Origin of the sequence: Maribellus sediminis, from assembly GCF_011799805.1 — a bacterium.
Taxonomy (GTDB): Bacteria; Bacteroidota; Bacteroidia; order Bacteroidales; family Prolixibacteraceae; genus Draconibacterium; species Draconibacterium sediminis_A.
Genome location: NZ_WXUB01000001.1, coordinates 79,375 through 98,248, shown reverse-complemented (window position 1 = coordinate 98,248; position 18,874 = coordinate 79,375). Strand labels below are relative to the sequence as shown.

Annotated in this window: 20 protein-coding genes and 1 tRNA gene; 13 read left to right on the top strand and 8 right to left on the bottom strand. The window is 40.8% G+C overall.

From position 1 onward, the window contains the following. Nucleotides 1-25: 25 nt before the first annotated feature. From HFD85_RS00355 to atpG, 9 genes are all read left to right on the top strand, one after another. Entirely contained in the window at nt 26-415 is a 390-nt protein-coding gene (locus tag HFD85_RS00355; protein WP_167604621.1) for a bactofilin family protein, read from the top strand. Next, nucleotides 393-620 carry an AtpZ/AtpI family protein gene (locus tag HFD85_RS00350; RefSeq protein WP_167604620.1) on the top strand — a complete coding sequence of 76 codons (228 nt, stop codon included), beginning with the start codon at nt 393-395 and terminating at the stop codon, nt 618-620. The genes HFD85_RS00355 and HFD85_RS00350 overlap by 23 nt, the downstream gene beginning before the upstream one ends. Before the next feature lie 46 nt (nt 621-666). Beyond that, the gene (locus tag HFD85_RS00345) at nt 667-1,041 is read left to right on the top strand and encodes a hypothetical protein (protein ID WP_167604619.1); all 375 of its coding nucleotides are present in this window, start codon (nt 667-669) and stop codon (nt 1,039-1,041) included. 240 nt (nt 1,042-1,281) lie between these two features. After that, entirely contained in the window at nt 1,282-2,418 is a 1,137-nt protein-coding gene (gene atpB / locus HFD85_RS00340; protein ID WP_167604618.1) for a F0F1 ATP synthase subunit A, read from the top strand. A gap of 17 nt (nt 2,419-2,435) precedes the next feature. Then, nucleotides 2,436-2,699, top strand: a complete 264-nt coding sequence (gene atpE / locus HFD85_RS00335) for an ATP synthase F0 subunit C (protein ID WP_167604617.1) — start codon at nt 2,436-2,438, stop codon at nt 2,697-2,699. Between the two features lie 66 nt (nt 2,700-2,765). Then, complete coding sequence (locus HFD85_RS00330) at nt 2,766-3,260, top strand: F0F1 ATP synthase subunit B (RefSeq protein WP_167604616.1); 495 nt, start codon at nt 2,766-2,768, stop codon at nt 3,258-3,260. A gap of 6 nt (nt 3,261-3,266) precedes the next feature. Continuing rightward, the gene (gene atpH / locus HFD85_RS00325; protein WP_167604615.1) at nt 3,267-3,824 is read left to right on the top strand and encodes an ATP synthase F1 subunit delta; all 558 of its coding nucleotides are present in this window, start codon (nt 3,267-3,269) and stop codon (nt 3,822-3,824) included. Nucleotides 3,825-3,842: 18 nt separating this feature from the next. Then, nucleotides 3,843-5,423: a F0F1 ATP synthase subunit alpha gene (gene atpA, locus HFD85_RS00320; protein WP_167604614.1), complete on the top strand. Its 1,581-nt coding sequence runs from the start codon at nt 3,843-3,845 to the stop codon at nt 5,421-5,423. A 71-nt stretch (nt 5,424-5,494) separates the two neighbouring features. Next, nucleotides 5,495-6,373 carry an ATP synthase F1 subunit gamma gene (gene atpG, locus HFD85_RS00315; RefSeq protein WP_167604613.1) on the top strand — a complete coding sequence of 293 codons (879 nt, stop codon included), beginning with the start codon at nt 5,495-5,497 and terminating at the stop codon, nt 6,371-6,373. A gap of 105 nt (nt 6,374-6,478) precedes the next feature. Here the strand turns inward: atpG and HFD85_RS00310 are convergent, their stop codons facing one another. From HFD85_RS00310 to HFD85_RS00300, 3 genes are all read right to left on the bottom strand, one after another. Next, on the bottom strand, nt 6,479-7,597 hold the full coding sequence (locus HFD85_RS00310; RefSeq protein ID WP_167604612.1) for a DUF4249 domain-containing protein: 1,119 nt from the start codon (nt 7,595-7,597) through the stop codon (nt 6,479-6,481). 5 nt (nt 7,598-7,602) lie between these two features. Continuing rightward, nucleotides 7,603-10,002 (bottom strand): TonB-dependent receptor, encoded by a 2,400-nt coding sequence (locus HFD85_RS00305; RefSeq protein WP_167604611.1) that lies wholly within the window; start codon nt 10,000-10,002, stop codon nt 7,603-7,605. A 178-nt stretch (nt 10,003-10,180) separates the two neighbouring features. Further along, on the bottom strand, nt 10,181-10,990 hold the full coding sequence (locus HFD85_RS00300; protein ID WP_206081819.1) for a ThuA domain-containing protein: 810 nt from the start codon (nt 10,988-10,990) through the stop codon (nt 10,181-10,183). A gap of 370 nt (nt 10,991-11,360) precedes the next feature. Between HFD85_RS00300 and HFD85_RS00295 the strand changes: the two genes are divergently transcribed. Then, nucleotides 11,361-12,272: a nuclear transport factor 2-like protein gene (locus HFD85_RS00295; protein WP_167604610.1), complete on the top strand. Its 912-nt coding sequence runs from the start codon at nt 11,361-11,363 to the stop codon at nt 12,270-12,272. 141 nt (nt 12,273-12,413) lie between these two features. Here HFD85_RS00295 and HFD85_RS21870 read toward each other — a convergent pair whose 3' ends face one another. The 5 genes from HFD85_RS21870 to HFD85_RS00270 form a co-directional block, all read right to left on the bottom strand. Next, nucleotides 12,414-12,659, bottom strand: coding sequence for a GIY-YIG nuclease family protein (locus HFD85_RS21870; protein ID WP_167604609.1), 246 nt, complete (start codon nt 12,657-12,659; stop codon nt 12,414-12,416). A 19-nt stretch (nt 12,660-12,678) separates the two neighbouring features. Beyond that, nucleotides 12,679-12,753, bottom strand: a tRNA-Val gene (locus HFD85_RS00285). Nucleotides 12,754-12,920: 167 nt separating this feature from the next. Beyond that, nucleotides 12,921-14,213: an NCS2 family permease gene (locus HFD85_RS00280; RefSeq protein ID WP_167604608.1), complete on the bottom strand. Its 1,293-nt coding sequence runs from the start codon at nt 14,211-14,213 to the stop codon at nt 12,921-12,923. Nucleotides 14,214-14,230: 17 nt separating this feature from the next. Beyond that, on the bottom strand, nt 14,231-14,908 hold the full coding sequence (locus HFD85_RS00275; protein WP_167604607.1) for a DUF5020 family protein: 678 nt from the start codon (nt 14,906-14,908) through the stop codon (nt 14,231-14,233). 394 nt (nt 14,909-15,302) lie between these two features. Then, nucleotides 15,303-15,953 carry a DUF2461 domain-containing protein gene (locus HFD85_RS00270; RefSeq protein ID WP_167604606.1) on the bottom strand — a complete coding sequence of 217 codons (651 nt, stop codon included), beginning with the start codon at nt 15,951-15,953 and terminating at the stop codon, nt 15,303-15,305. A 55-nt stretch (nt 15,954-16,008) separates the two neighbouring features. On the opposite strand from HFD85_RS00270, the gene HFD85_RS00265 reads away from it, so the two are divergent. The 3 genes from HFD85_RS00265 (at nt 16,009) to HFD85_RS00255 (ending at nt 18,874) form a co-directional block, all read left to right on the top strand. Next, complete coding sequence (locus tag HFD85_RS00265) at nt 16,009-16,683, top strand: 2-C-methyl-D-erythritol 4-phosphate cytidylyltransferase (RefSeq protein ID WP_167604605.1); 675 nt, start codon at nt 16,009-16,011, stop codon at nt 16,681-16,683. A 237-nt stretch (nt 16,684-16,920) separates the two neighbouring features. Next, nucleotides 16,921-17,541, top strand: coding sequence for a TetR/AcrR family transcriptional regulator (locus tag HFD85_RS00260; RefSeq protein ID WP_167604604.1), 621 nt, complete (start codon nt 16,921-16,923; stop codon nt 17,539-17,541). Beyond that, the gene (locus tag HFD85_RS00255) at nt 17,531-18,874 is read left to right on the top strand and encodes a TolC family protein (protein ID WP_167604603.1); all 1,344 of its coding nucleotides are present in this window, start codon (nt 17,531-17,533) and stop codon (nt 18,872-18,874) included. The genes HFD85_RS00260 and HFD85_RS00255 overlap by 11 nt, the downstream gene beginning before the upstream one ends.

The following is an 18,874-nucleotide window of genomic DNA, read 5'->3' as shown; positions in this document are numbered from 1 at the left end:
AAAAATTGGTATTAACTACAACGGCATGGCAAAACAAACAACACGGTTTAACGGTGAAGATTCATCACAGCTCATCAACATTTTAAGCGACGGAACAAAAGTAAAAGGCGACATCATTTCAAACGGCGATATCCGCATCGATGGTGAAATGGTTGGAAACCTATCAACAAAAGGGAAACTTGTTGTGGGCAATAACGGAAAAATTCACGGAGAGGTACAAGCCAGCAACATCGAAGTTTCTGGTTTTATTAAAGGAAAAGTTACAGCAAACGAATTGCTGAATATGAAATCATCGGCACGAATTGAAGGCGATATTATTGCCGGTAAACTGGCCGTTGAGCCGGGTGCCGTTTTCACCGGAACCTGTAGCATGGGAGCTTCAAAACCCGTTAATGAACCGGAAGCAAAAAAATAATCAGAAAAATAAGTACAACGACTTTGTTCGCTACTCCAGCCTCGGTTTCGAAATGATGGCCATCATTGGGGGATTTACCTTTTTGGGCTATAAAATCGATCAGTGGATGGAAAATGACTTTAAAGGATTTACGCTTGGCTTTGCCATTTTTTCCGTGATCGCAGCCATAATTTACGGAACACGAAGTCTATTGAAAAAGAAATAATTTTAAAAAAGCTCGTGGCTCAAATCACAGCTCGAAGCTATCAAATATGAAGAGTTTTATTGCCAAATTAACTTTACTCACACTTGCCATTGTCCTTGTCGGCTGGCTGGTATTTGCAATGTTCTTACCGGAATATTATTTACCTGTTTTTCCGTTTTTACTCGCATTTTTTTACCTCGTCACCATTGGAATTCACGCGTACCAACTGAACGTGGCTAAAAAGGATATCGGAAAATTTGCCCGAAGCAACATGCTCACCACTTTTATTAAGCTGATGATGTATTCCATCATAGCAGTTGTCTACATTGCCATTGATCGTGAAAATGCAGTGGCTTTTGTTATCGTTCTGATGGCACTCTATTTGATTTTTACATTTTTTGAAGTCAGCAGCCTCACCCGAATCACAAAATCGAAAAAATAGCCAAAACTGATTCTTAGCACCTGTTTTATGTGTTAGGTAAGTGTTGAAAAACAGTTTCTAAAACATCATTATAATGCCCCTTAAAGCTGATTTTCCCATTCGCGCTTGAAAAAATCTGTTAAATTTGTGAACATTGCAAAAACAATAAAAAAATGTAGCTAACCACAGAACATTTATTCCGTTAGTTGGTTTGTTACGTAGATATAAACAGAAAAGTACAGCGTTAATCAAAAATAAACCATGCTTAAGCTTACAAAAGGATTCTTTTTAGTTCTTATTCTTTCGTTATTAAGTTTGGGCCCGTTGCAGGCACAGCACGGTCACGAAGAGGGAAACACCCATGTGACCGAACTGGAAGCAGGCAATGAGCACCACGAAGAAGAAGGATTTAATGCCGGAGAATTTGTTATCGATCACGTTTCTGATTCTTACGACTGGCACATCACTTCAGTTGGCGAAAAACACATTAGCATTCCACTTCCAATTATTCTCTACAGCAAACATCCTGAGTTACATGAAGGCAAAGCATTTCATGTTTTCATGTCATCAAAATTCCATCACGGACACGATGCCTATAAAGGATTTGAAATTTCGCAAAGCGAAGAATTCAAAGGAAAGATAGTTGAGTTGGATGCACACGGACAGGAAATTGGAAAACCAATAGATATTTCAATTACTAAAACCATTGCAGGTATTCTTGCTTCAGTGGTAATTTTATTGTGGCTGGTACTCACGGTTGCACGTTCTGCGGTAAAGAACAAAGGCAAAGCGCCGTCAGGAGTTCAGAACCTGTTTGAACCGATCATTCTGTTTATTCGCGACGAGGTAGCAAAACCGGCGATCGGCGAACACAAATACGAAAAGTTCATGCCGTTTCTGCTCACACTTTTCTTTTTTATCCTGATTAACAACTTTATGGGATTAATTCCCATTCCGCCATTTGGCGCCAATGTTACCGGGAATATTGCAGTAACCATGGTTTTGGCACTGTTCACGTTCTTCATCACCAGCATTAACGGCAACAAACATTACTGGAAAGAAATTTACAATCCGGATGTACCGTGGTGGTTGAAATTCCCGATCCCGCTAATGCCGATCGTTGAATTGTCAGGAGTTATTACCAAGCCATTTGTACTTATGGTCCGACTCTTTGCCAACATGCTGGCGGGTCACCTTATCGTAATGGTTTTTATCAGTTTGATTTTTGTTTTTGGTACCCTCTTTGGTCCTGCCGTAGGACTCGGAGCCAGCCCGATATCCATCCTGTTTTCGGTGTTTATCCTGCTGCTCGATGTGTTGGTATCGTTTATACAAGCATATGTTTTTACGCTGTTGTCGGCACTCTATTTCGGAATGGCGACTTCAGATCATCATTAATAATTAAAATTTGAGCTATGTTATCAGCTATTTTAACAGTATTGCTACAAGCGACCGCCGGAGCCGCGGTTGGTAAAATGGGTGCAGCAATTGGTGCAGGATTAGCAGCAATTGGAGCTGGTATGGGTATCGGTAAAATCGGTGCCAGTGCCATGGAAGCTATTGCCCGTCAACCAGAGGCCAGCGGAGACATCAGATCAAACATGATTGTATCGGCAGCTTTGATTGAAGGTGTTGCCTTCTTTGCCGTTATTGTTTGTATCCTAATCGTTTTTGTATAGCAAAAAACTTTGGCAGCCATCCCGGGGATTGCCCGGGATGCCGTTGCCACTTAAAATTTTGAAACTATGGGATTAGTAATGCCGAATCCGGGTACGATTATCTGGATGCTTATAATTTTCGGGATCGTACTTTTTATTCTGAAAAAGTTCGCATGGAAACCTATTCTGAATGCCTTGAAAGAGCGTGAAGAATCGATTGCCAGTGCTTTGAATTCAGCAGAAGAAGCTAAAAAAGAAGTAGCCGGATTAAAAGCGGATAACGAAAAAATCATCGCCGAAGCCCGCCTCGAAAAAGATGCGATCCTGAAAGAAGCTAAAGAGCTGAAGGAAAAAATTGTTGCTGAAGCCAAAGAAAAAGCAGGCCAGGAAGCTCAAAAAACCATCGATCAGGCACGCCAGCAAATCGAAGCAGAAAAAACTGCTGCCATCAACGATATTAAAAAACAGGTGGCCGAGCTTTCGGTAATGATCGCCGAAAAAGTGATCAAAAAACAACTGGATGGCAAGGGAGAACAGGAAAAGATGGTTGACGGACTAATCGACGATATCAAGCTGAACTAACAGAACATGGACCAAAGCGCAATAACTGTACGATACGCCAAGGCATTTTTTTCGACTGCAAAAGAAAAAAACCAGCTCACTAAGCTCAAAACCGACATCGAAACGGTGCTCGAGGTTTGTAAAACTTCGGCCGATTTTATTTTGTTGCTCGAAAGTCCCGTGGTAAAAACATCAAAAAAAGCCGCACTGATTAAGCAGATCTTCAGTGGTTCGATCAACGAACTCACCCTGAATTTTCTAACGCTGATCGTTCAAAACAAACGCGAAGTTCACATTCCGGGTATTTGCAGAAACTTTCTCGATCTCACCCGAAAAGACCAAAATATAAAATCTGCAATTCTGACGACAGCTTCTGAAGTGAGCGCTTCAACGCTGGGAAAAATAAAGGAATTGCTGGGTAAAGAGTTGAATGCAGAAGTTGAACTTTCTGCTCAGGTTAAACCCGAAATAATCGGAGGCCTGGTTTTGCGCCTCGACGATAACCAGTACGATGCCAGCGTGGCAACACAACTGAAAAAGATCAAGCAAAACCTGTTAGAAACCGAATTAAAAAGTATTCAATAAGCTAAAACAAGATAGAACATGGCGAATATAAAACCTGCTGAAGTATCCGAAATTCTTAAGCAACAATTAGAAGGATTTAAGTCGGTAGCCGAATTGGAAGAGGTAGGTACCGTGCTACAAGTTGGTGACGGTATTGCCCGTATTTACGGCCTTTCGAATGTTGAGGCAAACGAAATGATCGAATTCGACAGTGGTATAAAAGGTATCGTGCTCAACCTTGAAGAAGACAATGTTGGAGCTGTGCTTTTGGGACCAACCGAACTGATCAAAGAAGGCGACACCGTAAAACGTTTACGCCGCATTGCATCCATCGAAGTTGGCGAAAGCCTGCTTGGTCGTGTTATCAACACCATCGGTGAAGCAATCGACGGTAAAGGAGCAATCGACGGTGAATTGTTTGAAATGCCGCTCGAACGTAAAGCGCCGGGTGTAATTTATCGTCAGCCGGTAAAACAGCCGCTTCAAACAGGTTTGAAAGCTATTGACGCCATGATCCCGATCGGTAAAGGACAGCGTGAGCTGATTATTGGTGACCGCCAAACCGGTAAAACGGCCGTGGCCATCGATACCATTATCAACCAGCGCGAAGGATTCGAAAAAGGCAATCCGGTTTACTGTATTTATGTTGCAGTTGGTCAGAAAGGATCTACTGTTGCAAACATTGCATCGACGCTTGAAAAAGCCGGAGCGATGGATTATACGGTAATAGTTGCTGCCACAGCAGCGGATCCGGCAGCGTTGCAGTTTTACGCGCCATATGCAGGTGCTGCTATCGGCGAATATTTCCGCGATACCGGCCGCGATGCACTCATCATTTACGACGACCTTTCGAAACAAGCCGTTTCGTACCGTGAAGTTTCGCTCTTGCTGCGTCGTCCTCCGGGCCGTGAAGCGTATCCGGGTGACGTATTCTACCTGCACTCACGCCTGCTTGAACGTGCAGCTAAAGTGATTGAATCGGATGAAATTGCGAAAAATATGAACGACCTGCCCGACTGTCTGAAAGACAAGGTAAAAGGTGGTGGTTCATTAACAGCGCTTCCTATTATCGAAACGCAGGCAGGTGACGTTTCCGCGTACATTCCTACAAACGTAATTTCGATTACCGACGGACAGATCTTCCTCGAGTCGAACCTGTTCAACTCAGGTATCCGCCCTGCGATTAACGTGGGTATTTCGGTATCTCGTGTTGGAGGTAGTGCTCAGATTAAATCGATGAAGAAAATTGCGGGTACACTGAAACTCGACCAGGCGCAATTCCGCGAACTGGAAGCCTTCTCGAAATTTGGTTCCGACCTGGATGCTGCAACCATGCGTGTTTTGGATAAAGGCCGTAAAAACGTTGAAATCCTGAAGCAAGGGCAATATTCGCCAATGAAAATTGAGCACCAGGTTGCCATTATTTACTGCGGTACAAAAGAGTTATTGCGCCAGGTTCCGGTGGAAAAAGTTAAAGACTTTGAAGTAGATTTCCTGGAAGCCATGGAAATGTCGCACCGTGCTGTTCTCGATGAAATCAAAGCCGGAAAAATGACCCCGGAAATTGAAGACACTATCAGAAAAGTGGCTGCAGAAACGGCTGAGAAATACAAGAAATAAGGACTGATTCGTTGATGGACTGAGGGACGGAATTCAATCCTTCACCAAATCAATCATTCAATCAATAAAATATGGCTGGATTAAAAGAAATACGTACACGGATTGCATCGGTAAAAACCACCCGGCAGGTTACCAGCGCCATGAAAATGGTGTCGGCTGCCAAACTGAAAAAAGCACAGGATGCCATTTTACAGATCAGGCCTTACGCCGAAAAATTGCATGAAATCCTGCTTTCGTTAAGTGCCAGTCTCGAAAACGTAGAAGATTCGGTTTATACACAGGATCGTGCACCTGAAAAAGTGCTGGTTATCCTGGTAACATCGAACCGTGGATTGTGTGGTGGTTTTAACACCAACATATCAAAAAAAGCCATTGAATTGGTTACATCGAAATACGAACAACAACTTCGCCTGGATAAACTTGATTTTCTGTGTATCGGAAAACAAGGCGAACGCTACCTAAAACACAGGGGCTTCAAAGTAGTTGCAAACGAGAATTCGCTTTTCGATGAACTGACTTTCGACAATGTGGCAAAAATAGCCGAAGGAGCAATGAAAGCTTTCGAAGCTAAAGAATACGACCGGATTGAACTGGTGTACAACCAGTTTAAAAATGCAGCAATGCAGGAACAAACAGCCGAACAGTTCTTACCTGTTGAAATGGAAGAACAGGATGATAATGCAGCCAATTACGATTTCATCTACGAACCATCGAAAGAATACATTATCAAAGAGTTGATTCCGCGTTCGTTAAAAATTCAGTTTTACAAAGCATTGCTCGATTCGCATGCTGCCGAACACGGCGCCCGAATGACGGCCATGCACCAGGCAACCGATAACGCCACAACTTTAATAGGCGACCTTACGCTGCAATACAACAAAGCACGTCAGGCAGCCATTACCGGCGAAATTCTTGAAATTGTTGGTGGTGCCGAGGCTTTAAAAGGATAAATTTTAACCAAAATATACGGTTGTATTATATAATACCTTGAATGCTTTGAAAGTGTTCAAGGTATTTTTTTCGACCGGAATACCAGCTACTTTTTATCACTACACTTAATAAGAATATCCTCCCGTATAATATTCGTCGCTATCAATATAAATTTTACCGTCCGTTGGATATTCACCAACAACGGATGAAATCGTACTGGAGGCCGAAGAACCAAATATTCCCAATCCACCATTAATATTGGAAAATACCGGAACCGGTTCTGCAAATGGATTATCCTGTACATTTAGCTGTTCTTGTAACGATTTCCGGTAATAGTATTCTTCTTCCGAGATACTTTTCACACTTGCATCAACGCGAATATACTCACCTATTGATTCTTTAATCGCCTGATCGGCATACACAGCATAAGTGAGTGTATAATTCTCTGTACTTATCAATTCATCGCTAAACAGATTGTCTACATAAGCAACATCGTTAAAAATATCCACATCACTCGAACCAGACAACACCGGATCTTTTGTGTCCATGTACCAAAATACGCGATAAACTTGTGCGATAGTATCAGAACCTGTCGATTCGGTGTTGATTTCACCAGTATAATAGGAATATGTATTTAAATTTTCGATGTCAATCCCCTGCATCCCGTCATTAAATAGCTGATAATAATTTCTACTTTCTTTTGGTTCGTAAAAATTTAAACGGCAGTTAATTTTAACAGGCATGTAAAAACCACTATTACGGCCTAGGTTTTCGTATTCCAAATCTATACTATTAAGCTGAGGCGGATAAGGTACTGTTGTTTCACATGAAACCAGATCAAATCCTTCGCTTTCCACTTCGAGGCGATAAGTAGAACCCGATTTAATAATTGTTGTTGAATCGAGATAATATCCGTTTTCGTATGGAAAAGTATTTACAACCCCATACTCTAACAATTGGGTAAAGGTATCCATCTGGCTGACAAACTGCATCTCAGTCACAAATTCCCCATCTTCATAAAGTTTCACTCTTGCATTTGGCAGCGCCTCATAGTACAAATTTTCTTCAAGAATACTTTTGCTCTTTTCAATCCGGATATAATTGTACTTGTTTCCGGCATAAAAAAATGCATTAACCACAATTTTGGGTTGAATATCGCCCGATTTAAACTCAATGGTTTTCTCGCACGAAATTAATACCGTTAAAAAGACTAGTGACAAAATAAATAACACAATGCGTTTCATATTTATTAGAATTTGTAGGTGTATGAGATTGATGGGATTAAAGGAAACAAACTCACTTGTTTTAACACACCTTTTGAGTTTTCGTAGTACCAGCCGTCTTCGTTATAACCATGTTGCGTGTCGTATCCCCAGTCAAGATAAAATGGATTTTGACGGCTGTATGCATTATACAGGCCAAACGACCAGGTTCGCATACCATGCTTTTTTTGTTTATGGAAATTTACCGCAACATCGAGCCGATGGTAAGCAGGCATCCGGTAATTGTTTCTTCCTCCATAATACTCTATCGACGGATTCCAGTAATTATACGATCCGGACGCCGTCGAATATTCCTGAAGTGCCAGAGTTGTTGCATTACCACTGCCAAATACCCACGAGGCTCCAATATCTATGTGATCGTTAAACTTATGAGTAAGCGCCAGACTAATATCATGCCTTCGGTCGTATTTCGCCGGGAAGACCTCGCCAAAATTAAGGTTCTCGAACTGCCTGTCGGATTTCGATAAAGTATAGCCAAGCCATCCGGTAGTTTTTCCAATATTTTTTTCAAACAGCACCTCCATTCCGTAGGACCATCCTTTCCCTGTTTCGATCTTGTTTTCCCAACTGTTTCCAATTCCGGTAAACGAAGCACCTTCGCTGTATTCGATAAGGTTATCCATAGTTTTATAGAAGAATTCTACCGACAAATCGAAACCTTTTGGGAGCTTATAAACACCGCCCAGCGCCCATTGATGAGCAATTTGTGGTTTTACATTTTTTGTAGCCGGAAGCCATAAATCGGTAGGTAAACTAATAGTAGATGTGGTTAATAAATGTACGTACTGGCTCATTTTGGCGTACGAGGCTTTTAACGACCATTTTTCCGATCCTAAAAAACGCAACGAAGCACGTGGTTCGAAAGAGGTATAGGCTTTGCCTTGCACATTAAAAAGCGAAAAATGACCTCCGACATTTAGTTTAATTTTTGGCGATAACTCAAAGATATCTTCGGCATACAAGCGTAATTCATTGGCCTTAACCGCTGTATTTCCGTACGTTGTATCGGCTGACTGTGTCGTGTTCTCGCCATCAACATATTTAACATGATTTACACCCGGGCTGAACCGGTGAAAGATATTCTCAATCCCGAATTTAACAGCATGTCTCTTCGAAGAAGAATAATCAAAATCCATTTTAAGCGCTATGTCCCTGATTCCGGAATCGTAACTGAAAAAATCTTCTGTTTTCGTTTTATCCTTTGTGTTAAAAATATAGGACTCTTCGCCCACATTAAAATTATAATTGCTGTGAGTAAGTGTTAAATTACTAAATAACCGGGGCGAAAAAAGATAGTTCCAACGCAGTGCATTAGTAACATTCCCCCATTTTAAACCATTTTCGAATTTTTCATTGTAGCGGATATGGTCGTCAACATAATATCCTTCATCAATTGCATAAGCTTTATCTAAACCAAGGTACGATGAAAAGTACAACCTGCTTTTTTCCGAAAAAATATGGTTCACTTTTGCATTTAAATCGTAAAAATAATAGCCTCCTGTATAGTCGTAACCATCAGTACTCTTGTTGACAATTTTCATGACCGGGCGCGCCAGCAAATCGATGTAAGTTCTTCGACCTGATATAATAAACGAAGTTTTATCCTTTTTAATGGGCCCTTCAAACGAAAACCTGGAAGAAATAAGTCCGATGGAAAATTCGCCTTTAAACTCTTTCATGTTCCCTTCTTTCATCCTGATATCGACAACCGACGACAATCGGCCACCAAAGCGAGCAGGGAAACCACCCTTGTATAGTTTCACCGAATTTACTGCCGATGGATTAAAAACCGAAAAGAATCCGAAAAGGTGGCTGGCATTGTAAACCGGCACACCATCGAGTAAAAACAGGTTCTGGTCGGGGCCGCCTCCACGAACATAAATGCCGCTTGTGCCTTCGGCTCCGGATTGTACACCAGGCAATAACTGGATAACTTTTAATACATCGGGTTCACCAAGTAGGACGGGAATTTTGGTCAAAGTTGATGTTTGAATTTCGGCCATACTCATTTGCGTACGATCTACTTTCGAACCTTCGGTACCGTACACTGTAACCTCTTCAATTTCAGCCAACATTTCCAACTCAATGTTCAGGTTACTGTCTCTCTTCAGATCAAGTACCATGCTCTGTTTCTTATAGCCGATAAACGAAAAATCAACTGTATGTTTTCCCCTGGGAAGAGTAAGGCTAAAAAAACCATATTCGTTACTGGTTGTACCCGCTTGAAGATCGGGTTCGTATACATTGGCACCAATTAAATTCTCGGCAGAAGCTTTATCCCGGATGTAACCACTAATGGTGTAATTTTGTGCGTTTAGGGCCCCAACAGCAAAGAGTAAAAGAAGGTAAACAAAAAGGTATTTCATAAATTTTGGTTTATGTTCGGTGTTGAATTTGTTTTTGCAAATGTAAATTCAGAAAAGGTTAACTAATGCTTAATACTGTTAAATACAAGCAAAACGTCTTAACAAATGTAATAGTATGTTAATAGCTGCTTGAGGGGATAAAAGTGGGGTTAACTATAAAAACTCATTCTGCACGGAATCAACCATAAACAGGTGTTCTCCATTTTTCCTTTGGAGCATATTTACTTTCTGCGGCCCAGCGGATACCGCGTTTCATTATCTCCAGTACTTCCGGACCTTCAAAATCTTTCATTACATGCCCGAGCGACGAATAAAATACGCGCCCATCGCCATAATATTTTTTCCAAACTACCGGAATAACACAGTCGCCAATCCAGGAAGAATGATCAGAAGTAAACTTTGTTGTAGCCAGTACTTTTACGTTCGGATCAACATGCATATAATATTGTTCCGAATGCATTTTAAAATCTCTTAATCCCTGAGTAACCGGATCTTTTTTATCAGTAATATGCACCGAGTAATCAATCACTCCGCCGGGGTGGGCCACCCATTGTCCGCCAACCATAAACTGGTATTCGGTATTATATCGAAACGAGTCGCCAATGCCTCCATGCCAACCTGCCAGTCCTGCACCGTTCTTAATGGCTTTCAACAAACCCTTTTCCTGCTCACCGGTAATCTTACCCATTGTCCAGGATTGAACAACCAGGTCGATGGAATTCATCAGATCCTCATCTAAATAGCTGTCAAGGGTATCCGAAACAGTAACATCAGCACCTTCCGTTTTCAGCCAGGGAACGAAGACATCTACCGACTGTTTGGGTTCATGTCCTTCCCAACCACCGTAAACGTACAATACCTTCTTTCCACTCAAACTATTCTTTTCTTCTGATTTTCCAATTGCCATAATTTCCGGAGATAAGAGCAACAATCCTGAACCTGCAAGCGAGGTGGTTTTTATAAAGTTTCTTCGAGATTTATTTAACATCGTCTAGTTGGTTTAATTACGTTTCTAAAAATAATTGAAAATGTCGGATTTAAAAACAGAAACACCTGCTAAAACCCGCCGATAATCATAGATACGAACATTTTAAATGATAATTCGAAAGATTTCCAGAAATTTCTACGCTACTTCATTGAAGATATTTTTGTATTTATATATCTATATATCAAGTAATTAAAAAGACCACAAATCATACTCCAACTTATTGAAACCTGTAATTATTTGATTTTCAGCGCAAAAAGAAAATAGATAATTTTTATATGATTTTGCCATTTCGTAAATTGTATTGAAGTACCCAATTAATGAGTGATATAAAACCGGAATTTTTCTGAATTATTAACTAAAAAACTGAAGTATGAAAAATTTTACTGTTTTATTGATCTTAACCCTTTTTGCAAGCACAATTTTCGCCCAAAAGAAAAATGGTACGGTTTATAACGAACACGAAACCATTGATAAAACAAGAGCTTTATGGCAAGCTGTCCAAAACGGTGACAAAGAAAAAGTGAAAACCTTTTTCGCCGATTCCATTACAGTGGTTAGGAATGGCAACGACTGGAAAACAACTGCTGAAAGATTTGGAAATAACTCTGGATGGTGGGTCGATAATTTTACCAATTTCAAAGTAGAAGATACACAGGGAGCATATGCTGACGCCATTGAATACGGCGACGGAAATTTTTGGGTTCAGGACTGGTTGAAGCTGACAGGAACAAATGAGAAAACCGGAATAAACCTGGATCTGCACATGCATAACCTTTATGCATTTAATAAAGAAGGAAAAATTGCAACTATAGTACAGTATTTCAACAACAATGTTTTTGAAGACATTCGGGATGCTCAAACCACACGCGAGAATGGAGAGGTGTACATCAATCACCCACTTATCGCCACCGTTAGAAAGGCATTAAATGCTTATGCTGCTGAAGACCTTGAGACACTAAAATCGTTCTATGCTGAGAATGTCACATTTAGTAACTTGGAACATGGATACGATCAATCCATCGACCTCGAAACCAGAGCCAATGCCGTAAAAGAAAGTTTTGCAAACAGAAAGGATATTCACTTTGAACAAGTTGGCTATCCCGATTGCATTTTTTATGAATTGAATAACGGATTTGTCGTTTATTCCTGGTGGGTAATGTCTTATGTTAATGTAGAAAGCGGAAAGAAAATTGAATTGCCGCTCATGCTATCCCATTCCTTTAATGATGATGGAAAAATCGTCCAGGAAATGGCTTATTACAGCACAAACCATTTCGAATGATGAATTAACAACGTAGAAATAAAAAATGGAGAACAAATAAGCTTTGTTCTCCATTTTTGTTTGTGAGGCATACTGGATTCGAACCATCCGTCAACTGACGGACTACCCTGTCATCCGTCGGCCACGGACTAAACCAACTAGCTAACGTGAAAGTAGATTATGAATAAAGGCACGCCCTCTGGAGGATTTTAATTGCTTCTCTCTTTTCAAAGCTTCCGATTTAGTGGTAAATTCTTCTAAATGAATAATCTTCCAGGGTTGAAAACTCCTTGTCCATCCAGTATTTTCTTTTGAATTGTGAATTTCTAATCGCTGATTAGGATTGGCAGAATATCCAACATAGATTTTGTTGTAATCCTCAGAATATAAAACATAGGTATAATACATGATGTATTTGGAAATCTTGTGGGTTGTACTGGATTCGAACCAGTGACCCCTACCCTGTCAAGGTAATGCTCTAAACCAACTGAGCTAACAACCCCTACTCTGTCATCCGTCAACTGACGGACTAAACCCTGCCTGACGGCAGGCAAGCAACTGAGCTAATGCCTCATTGCCGCCAAAAGTAATAAAAAAAGAGGCACATTTCTGCACCTCTTATATTTTCGTTTTGAAATTGTAAGCGAGTTACTTCATTCAAAATTTAGCCTAAACACCAATCCACAGATTGAGAACTGATAACGCAGCTATGATCCACATCAGCCACGATATTTCATCGAATTTACCGGCAACGGCCTTTAAAAGCACGTAGGCTATAAATCCAAACGACAGACCGGTTGAAATGCTGTAAGTAAGCGGCATCAGAATAATGGTTAGAAATGCCGGAATCGATTCGCTAAAATCAGCAAAATTTATCTGCTTGATATTTTTAAACATGTAAACTCCTACAATAATCAATGCCGGTGCAGTTGCATAACCGGGAACAATCCCGATTAGTGGAGCAAAGAACAGTGCCAGCAAAAATAAGGCCGCTGTAATCACCGAAGCAAATCCGGTTTTTGCGCCATTGGCAATTCCCGAAGCCGATTCGATATAAGTGGTTGTTGTACTTGTACCGAGTAATGAACCTGCAACAGTTGCAACCGCATCAGCTTCCAGAATACGGTCAACATGTTCTACTTTACCATCTTTATCAACAAATCCGGCTTCATACGAACATGCTACAATGGTTCCTACCGAGTCGAATAAATCGACGAACATAAAGGAGAAAATGGCACCAATAAGTCCGAAACTAAGCGCCGACATAATGTCGAGTTTCAACAATACCGGACTCATTGAAGGCGGCATCGAAACCAGTGAATCAGGAGCTTTAACTTCGCCAAATATCACTGCGATAATAGTGGTTATTATAATACCATAAAAAATACCGCCTCTTACTTTTTTAACCTCAAGTATTGCAGTAATTACCAGACCAACCAAACCAATAAGCAGGGTTGGAGTAAAAGCGCCTAAACCAACAAATGTTGCCGGGTTAGCCACAACCAGTCCCATGTTCTTAAATCCAATAAACGAAATGAATAATCCAATACCGGCCCCGGTAGCCAAACGAAGCGCCAACGGAATGGTATGAATAATTTTGGTTCGGATACCGGTAACCGTAAGTGCAAGAAATATTACACCCGAGATAAATACCACTCCAAGAGCAGTTTGCCATTCAACGCCTGCACCAAGTACAAGGGTGTAGGTAAAAAAGGCATTCAATCCCATTCCGGGAGCCATGGCATAAGGTACCCTGGCCCAAACACCGGCTAAAACAGTACCGATTACTGAAGCTAAAATAGTAACCGTGATCAGTGCATTTTTATCCATTCCTGCATCGCCCAGAATATTCGGGTTTACAAAAATGATGTACGCCATCGTTAGAAAAGTAGTGGCACCGCCAATAATTTCTTTTCTGTACGATGATCCCCGTTCAGAAATGCTAAAGAATTTGTCAATCATAGTTGCTTATTGTTTGATTAGAAAGTCCATTTTACGGCAAGCGTAGGTTTTACTGCGAATTCGTCGCCAACAAAATTGTTACTTAGCTCAATCTCGCTACCCAGCGAAAAATTCTTGCTTGCATTGTACCATATTTGTGGCTCGCTAAGGAAACGGAAGTCGGTTCCCCAAAACATTTCTTCTTTCCAGAAATCGGCAAAACCCAGGAATGACATTTTTCCATCCAAAAAATTAACGGTCCACACAGCGGTTATCTGAAACGACGCATCTTCTTTATCCTTAATGTACTTGTAATTTCCCTGCAAGGTAAATATTTTCGAAAAATCGGCCGATGCCCAGGTACGTTCGATACCGGCCAGCCAGCAGTTTTCAATCGGATAGTTATCTCCTCCCAACACCATTATTCCACCGTTATATTCCACACGTGGCATAATTTTTTGAGTTTCGTTCCATTTAAAGGCACGGGCAATTTCCCAGTAACCCAACGAAATTCCGTTATCAACACCGCTCTCCTCCGATCCGTAATCCATATCGATAAAAAAGAAAGTAGAACCGTATTTATCAGGTCTGAACATTTCTACGGTTGAGGTAAGCATTTTACGACCTTCTCCGAAATCGTAATGAAGTTGGATGTTCTGGGCACTCAGTGAAGAAACAAGGGCAACAAATGAAAACAGTAGTAGAATTCTTTTCATCTTTTATTAATTTAAAAATTCAACAGTTTGAATGAAATCCGCTCCGATTGATTTTCCATTACATGGTAGTCAATAGCTTATTTCATAATAATTAAACAATATATTCAATTTTAACGCTGCTAAAATAATCTTTTATTGAACTTATAAGCTAACTTGAAAATATAGAATGTTTCTGAATACTTGTGTTTCAGAACATAAGATAATTTCAGGTTAAATTAAACGCTCCGTTAAGTCTGAATATCTCAAATTTTGCCCATTAAAAACCCCGGAAAGGACTTCCGGGGCATTTCATTGAAATCGGGAAGATAAAAAATAAGGGTCTATATTATAATATCCGTTGGGCGCGAAAAAAGTAATCCCAATTTTTTTTATTTAGATTCTTTTTAAACACAAATTATTCCAGTGCGCGGTATAAAAAGCTATTTACAGGATAAAGTTGATGAAAGGTGTCAACCATCGTTTCAATGTATTTGTCGCTTTTTACCACCTTGTCGCTAAAGGTTTTAGAATAGATAAAGGATTTGTAGCGCAGAAGATCCATGTGTTCATGATCCTTCGGAAATCCTTTCGGCGCTGTTTTCAAACGATCGTCATACATTTCAGGAAAATCTTTTTTAAAGTCAGGGTCTTGAGTAAATTCGAGAAACTCTTCGGCATGATCGGCCATAAAACTTCGAATGGTGCGGAGTGGTTCGGCAGGTGGCATATAAATTCCGCCTCCAACAAAACAACCGCCCGGTTCAAGGTGAAAATAATATCCCGGATTCATGCTTTTTCGGCCTCCCTTGCAAATAAAGCTTCCGAAATTGGTTTTATAGGGCCGTTTATCGTGCGAAAACCGCACGTCGCGAAATATTCGGAACATACAATCTTTTGGTTGCAGCCCCCTCACTTCAGGGTCGAACTTGCCAATTTCGTTGATTAATACATCGGTGAGAAAAAGTACCTTCTCACGGCTTTGGTCGTACCACTTCTTGTTATCTTGAAACCACTCGCGGTTGTTGTTTGCCGCCAGTTCCTTTAAAAATTCGAGAACCTTGTCCATATGGGAATATTTTGAGCTATTTTTACTGATCGGAAATTACAAAATAAACACGAGGATGCTTAAAAAGTTTGCACTTATTGTGGCCGGTGGCAGCGGTAACCGAATGAATCAGACGGTTCCGAAACAATTTCTTGAACTGTCCGGCAAGCCAATTCTGATGCACACTATTGAAGCATTTCAAGGTTTTGATCCTACTATTGAGTTTATCCTCGTTCTTCCTGAAGATCAGTTCGATTACTGGAAAGAACTGTGCTCGAGGCATAAGTTCGGCATTCCTCATCAACTGGCCGCAGGAGGAAGTGTTCGTTTCGATTCGGTAAAAAACGGATTAAATGCAATTCAAGAAGATGGTATCGTATTTATTCATGATGGTGTGCGTCCTTTTGTGTCAGACCAAACGCTTCAAAACTGCCTGAACGGAACACTTGAGAAAGGGAATGCTTTGCCGGTTGTTCCGGTAACCGAGTCGGTGCGTTTTATCGAAAATGAAACAAGCAGGGCTGTTGATCGTTCGAAATATTTCCTGGTACAAACACCACAAACCTTTAAAGTATCTGTAATAAAAGCCGCCTACAATCAGCCTTATTCCGAATGGTTTACCGACGATGCTTCAGTGCTCGAGAATTCAGGAACACCAATCAATACCGTTGTTGGTAACCGCGAGAACATAAAAATTACTTACCCTGAAGATCTTATTCAGGCCGAAGCATTTTTGTCGTCCAAATTGTAATTGCAACAAATTGATAGCTTATTAAATCGACTTCCACTTCCGGTATCGATTCATTCGTAGGTACTATTTCTCCATTCACCGATAAGTCCCTCGGAAACTTTATCAGTCTTCATAGTTTTAGGCTCGAAATAAAACAGACAATTAAAACAGCAAGCACAACGGAAACAATATGTTAACATTGGGTAAACTTTCAACACCGCCAGAGTTTCTTGCGTTTTAATTTTTACTTTTGCAGCCATGGAAGACAGAAAACGATACATCATAAAGAATGTTGGGCTAATGTACCTCAAATACGGCATTCGAAATGTGACCATGGATAATGTCGCCACCGAGTTTGGGATATCTAAAAAAACGCTCTATCAATACTTTAACGACAAACAACATCTGGTAGCTCAGGTGGTCGAATATTTTATGGAAGATCCTGAAATGAGCGTCAGGAATCCAAACCCCGGTAATGCTATCGACGATATCTTTCATCTGCGCAACAAAGTAGCATACATCATGAAGATGTACAACAATAACATTGAACTTGAGTTAAAGCGGACTTATCCGGCACTTTATCAAAAGGTATACGACACCAAACGCCAGCGCATTTATGAAGATACTATTGAGAATCTGAAAAAAGGTATAGCAGAAAACCTGTACCGTAATGATTTGGATCCTTCGGTTATCGCAAAACTGCTGGTTGGCCGGACACTGTATACCCTGAATCCGGATTACGGCATTTTTGACGATTACGAGGTTAGTTCACTTTCGTTTTTCGACACTATTCTCGACTATCACATGCACGCCATATGCACACAGCAAGGAATAAAATATTTTAAGAAACGGATAAACAAAATTCAGAATGAAAACTAGATTAAAAAGGTATGTATTACTGATTGCTTCAGTATTCTTAATCGCTGAAATAGTGCAGGCCCAGGAAGAACAAAGCTCGTTCAACCTGGAACAAGCCATAAACTATGCGATGCAGAATTCATATGTCCTGCACAATACCAGTCAGGATATTACCATTGCACAGAAAAAGGTGTGGGAAACCATAACAACAGGTTTACCGCAGGTTTCAGGATCGGCTAATTACAACACTTTCCTGAATTTGCCTGTTTCACTCATACCCGGCGAATTTTTTGGTGGGGAACCGGGAAGCTATATTCCGGTAAAATTCGGGCAGGATTATAATTCAGATTTCGGGTTGCGTGTTTCACAACAAATTTTCGACGGATCGTGGATTGTTGGAGTAAGCTCGGCCAGCTTATATGTAGATCTGGCTAAACAGGCTCACGAAAAAACGGAGATAGACATTCGCAATGCGGTTACCCAGGCTTACTACATGGTGCTGATCAGCCAGCGCTACAAAGAGGTAATGCAGGAAAACTACGACAATACAGAAAAGCTATACGAAGAAACCAAGGTTTATTTCGATAACGGTTTGCGCGAGTCGCAGGACGTTGATCAGCTTCGCATTCTTTTGAAAAACGCCGAAAACGAGATGCTCCGTTCCGATCGTGAGTTATCAATAGCTAAGATTGTATTGAAATACACAATGGGTTATGATTTGAACAACGACATTCAGCTGATTGATGTTATTGAAACCTTTGTTTCACCGCTTGTTCAGCAGCAAAGCAACATTCAGCTCGATTTACTGAACCATATCGATTACCGAATAGCAACTTCTAACTTTCAGGTATCTGAAAAACTGTTGCGGTTCGAAAAAGTGGCCTACCTGCCCAGTTTAAGCGGTTTCTACAATTTTTCAAAAACCGCTTACAGCAACAATGCCAACCTCTTTAAAGAGAAGTGGTACCCGTCATCGCTGATTGGATTTCAGGCTTCCATTCCGATTTTCAATTCCGGGATGAAACGAGCAAGAGTACAACAAGCTCAACTCGAAATGGACAAAGCAGCTAACGAACAAAAACTGGCTGAACTTACACTTCAGAAAGATTACCTGACTGCCAAAGCCGATATGGAAACGGCTCGCGAACGTTTTCTTAACGACCGCGAAAACCGTGATCTGGCAAAAAGCATTCTTGATAAATCGCAGATTAAATTTAACAACGGAATGATTAGCAGTGCCGAACTTTCGCAACAGGAAAGCCAGTACATCAATAATTTCCAGGCGATGGTATCATCAACCTTGCAATTGTTGCAGGCCGACTTAAACCTGAAAAAAGCAGCAGGCGCTTTATAA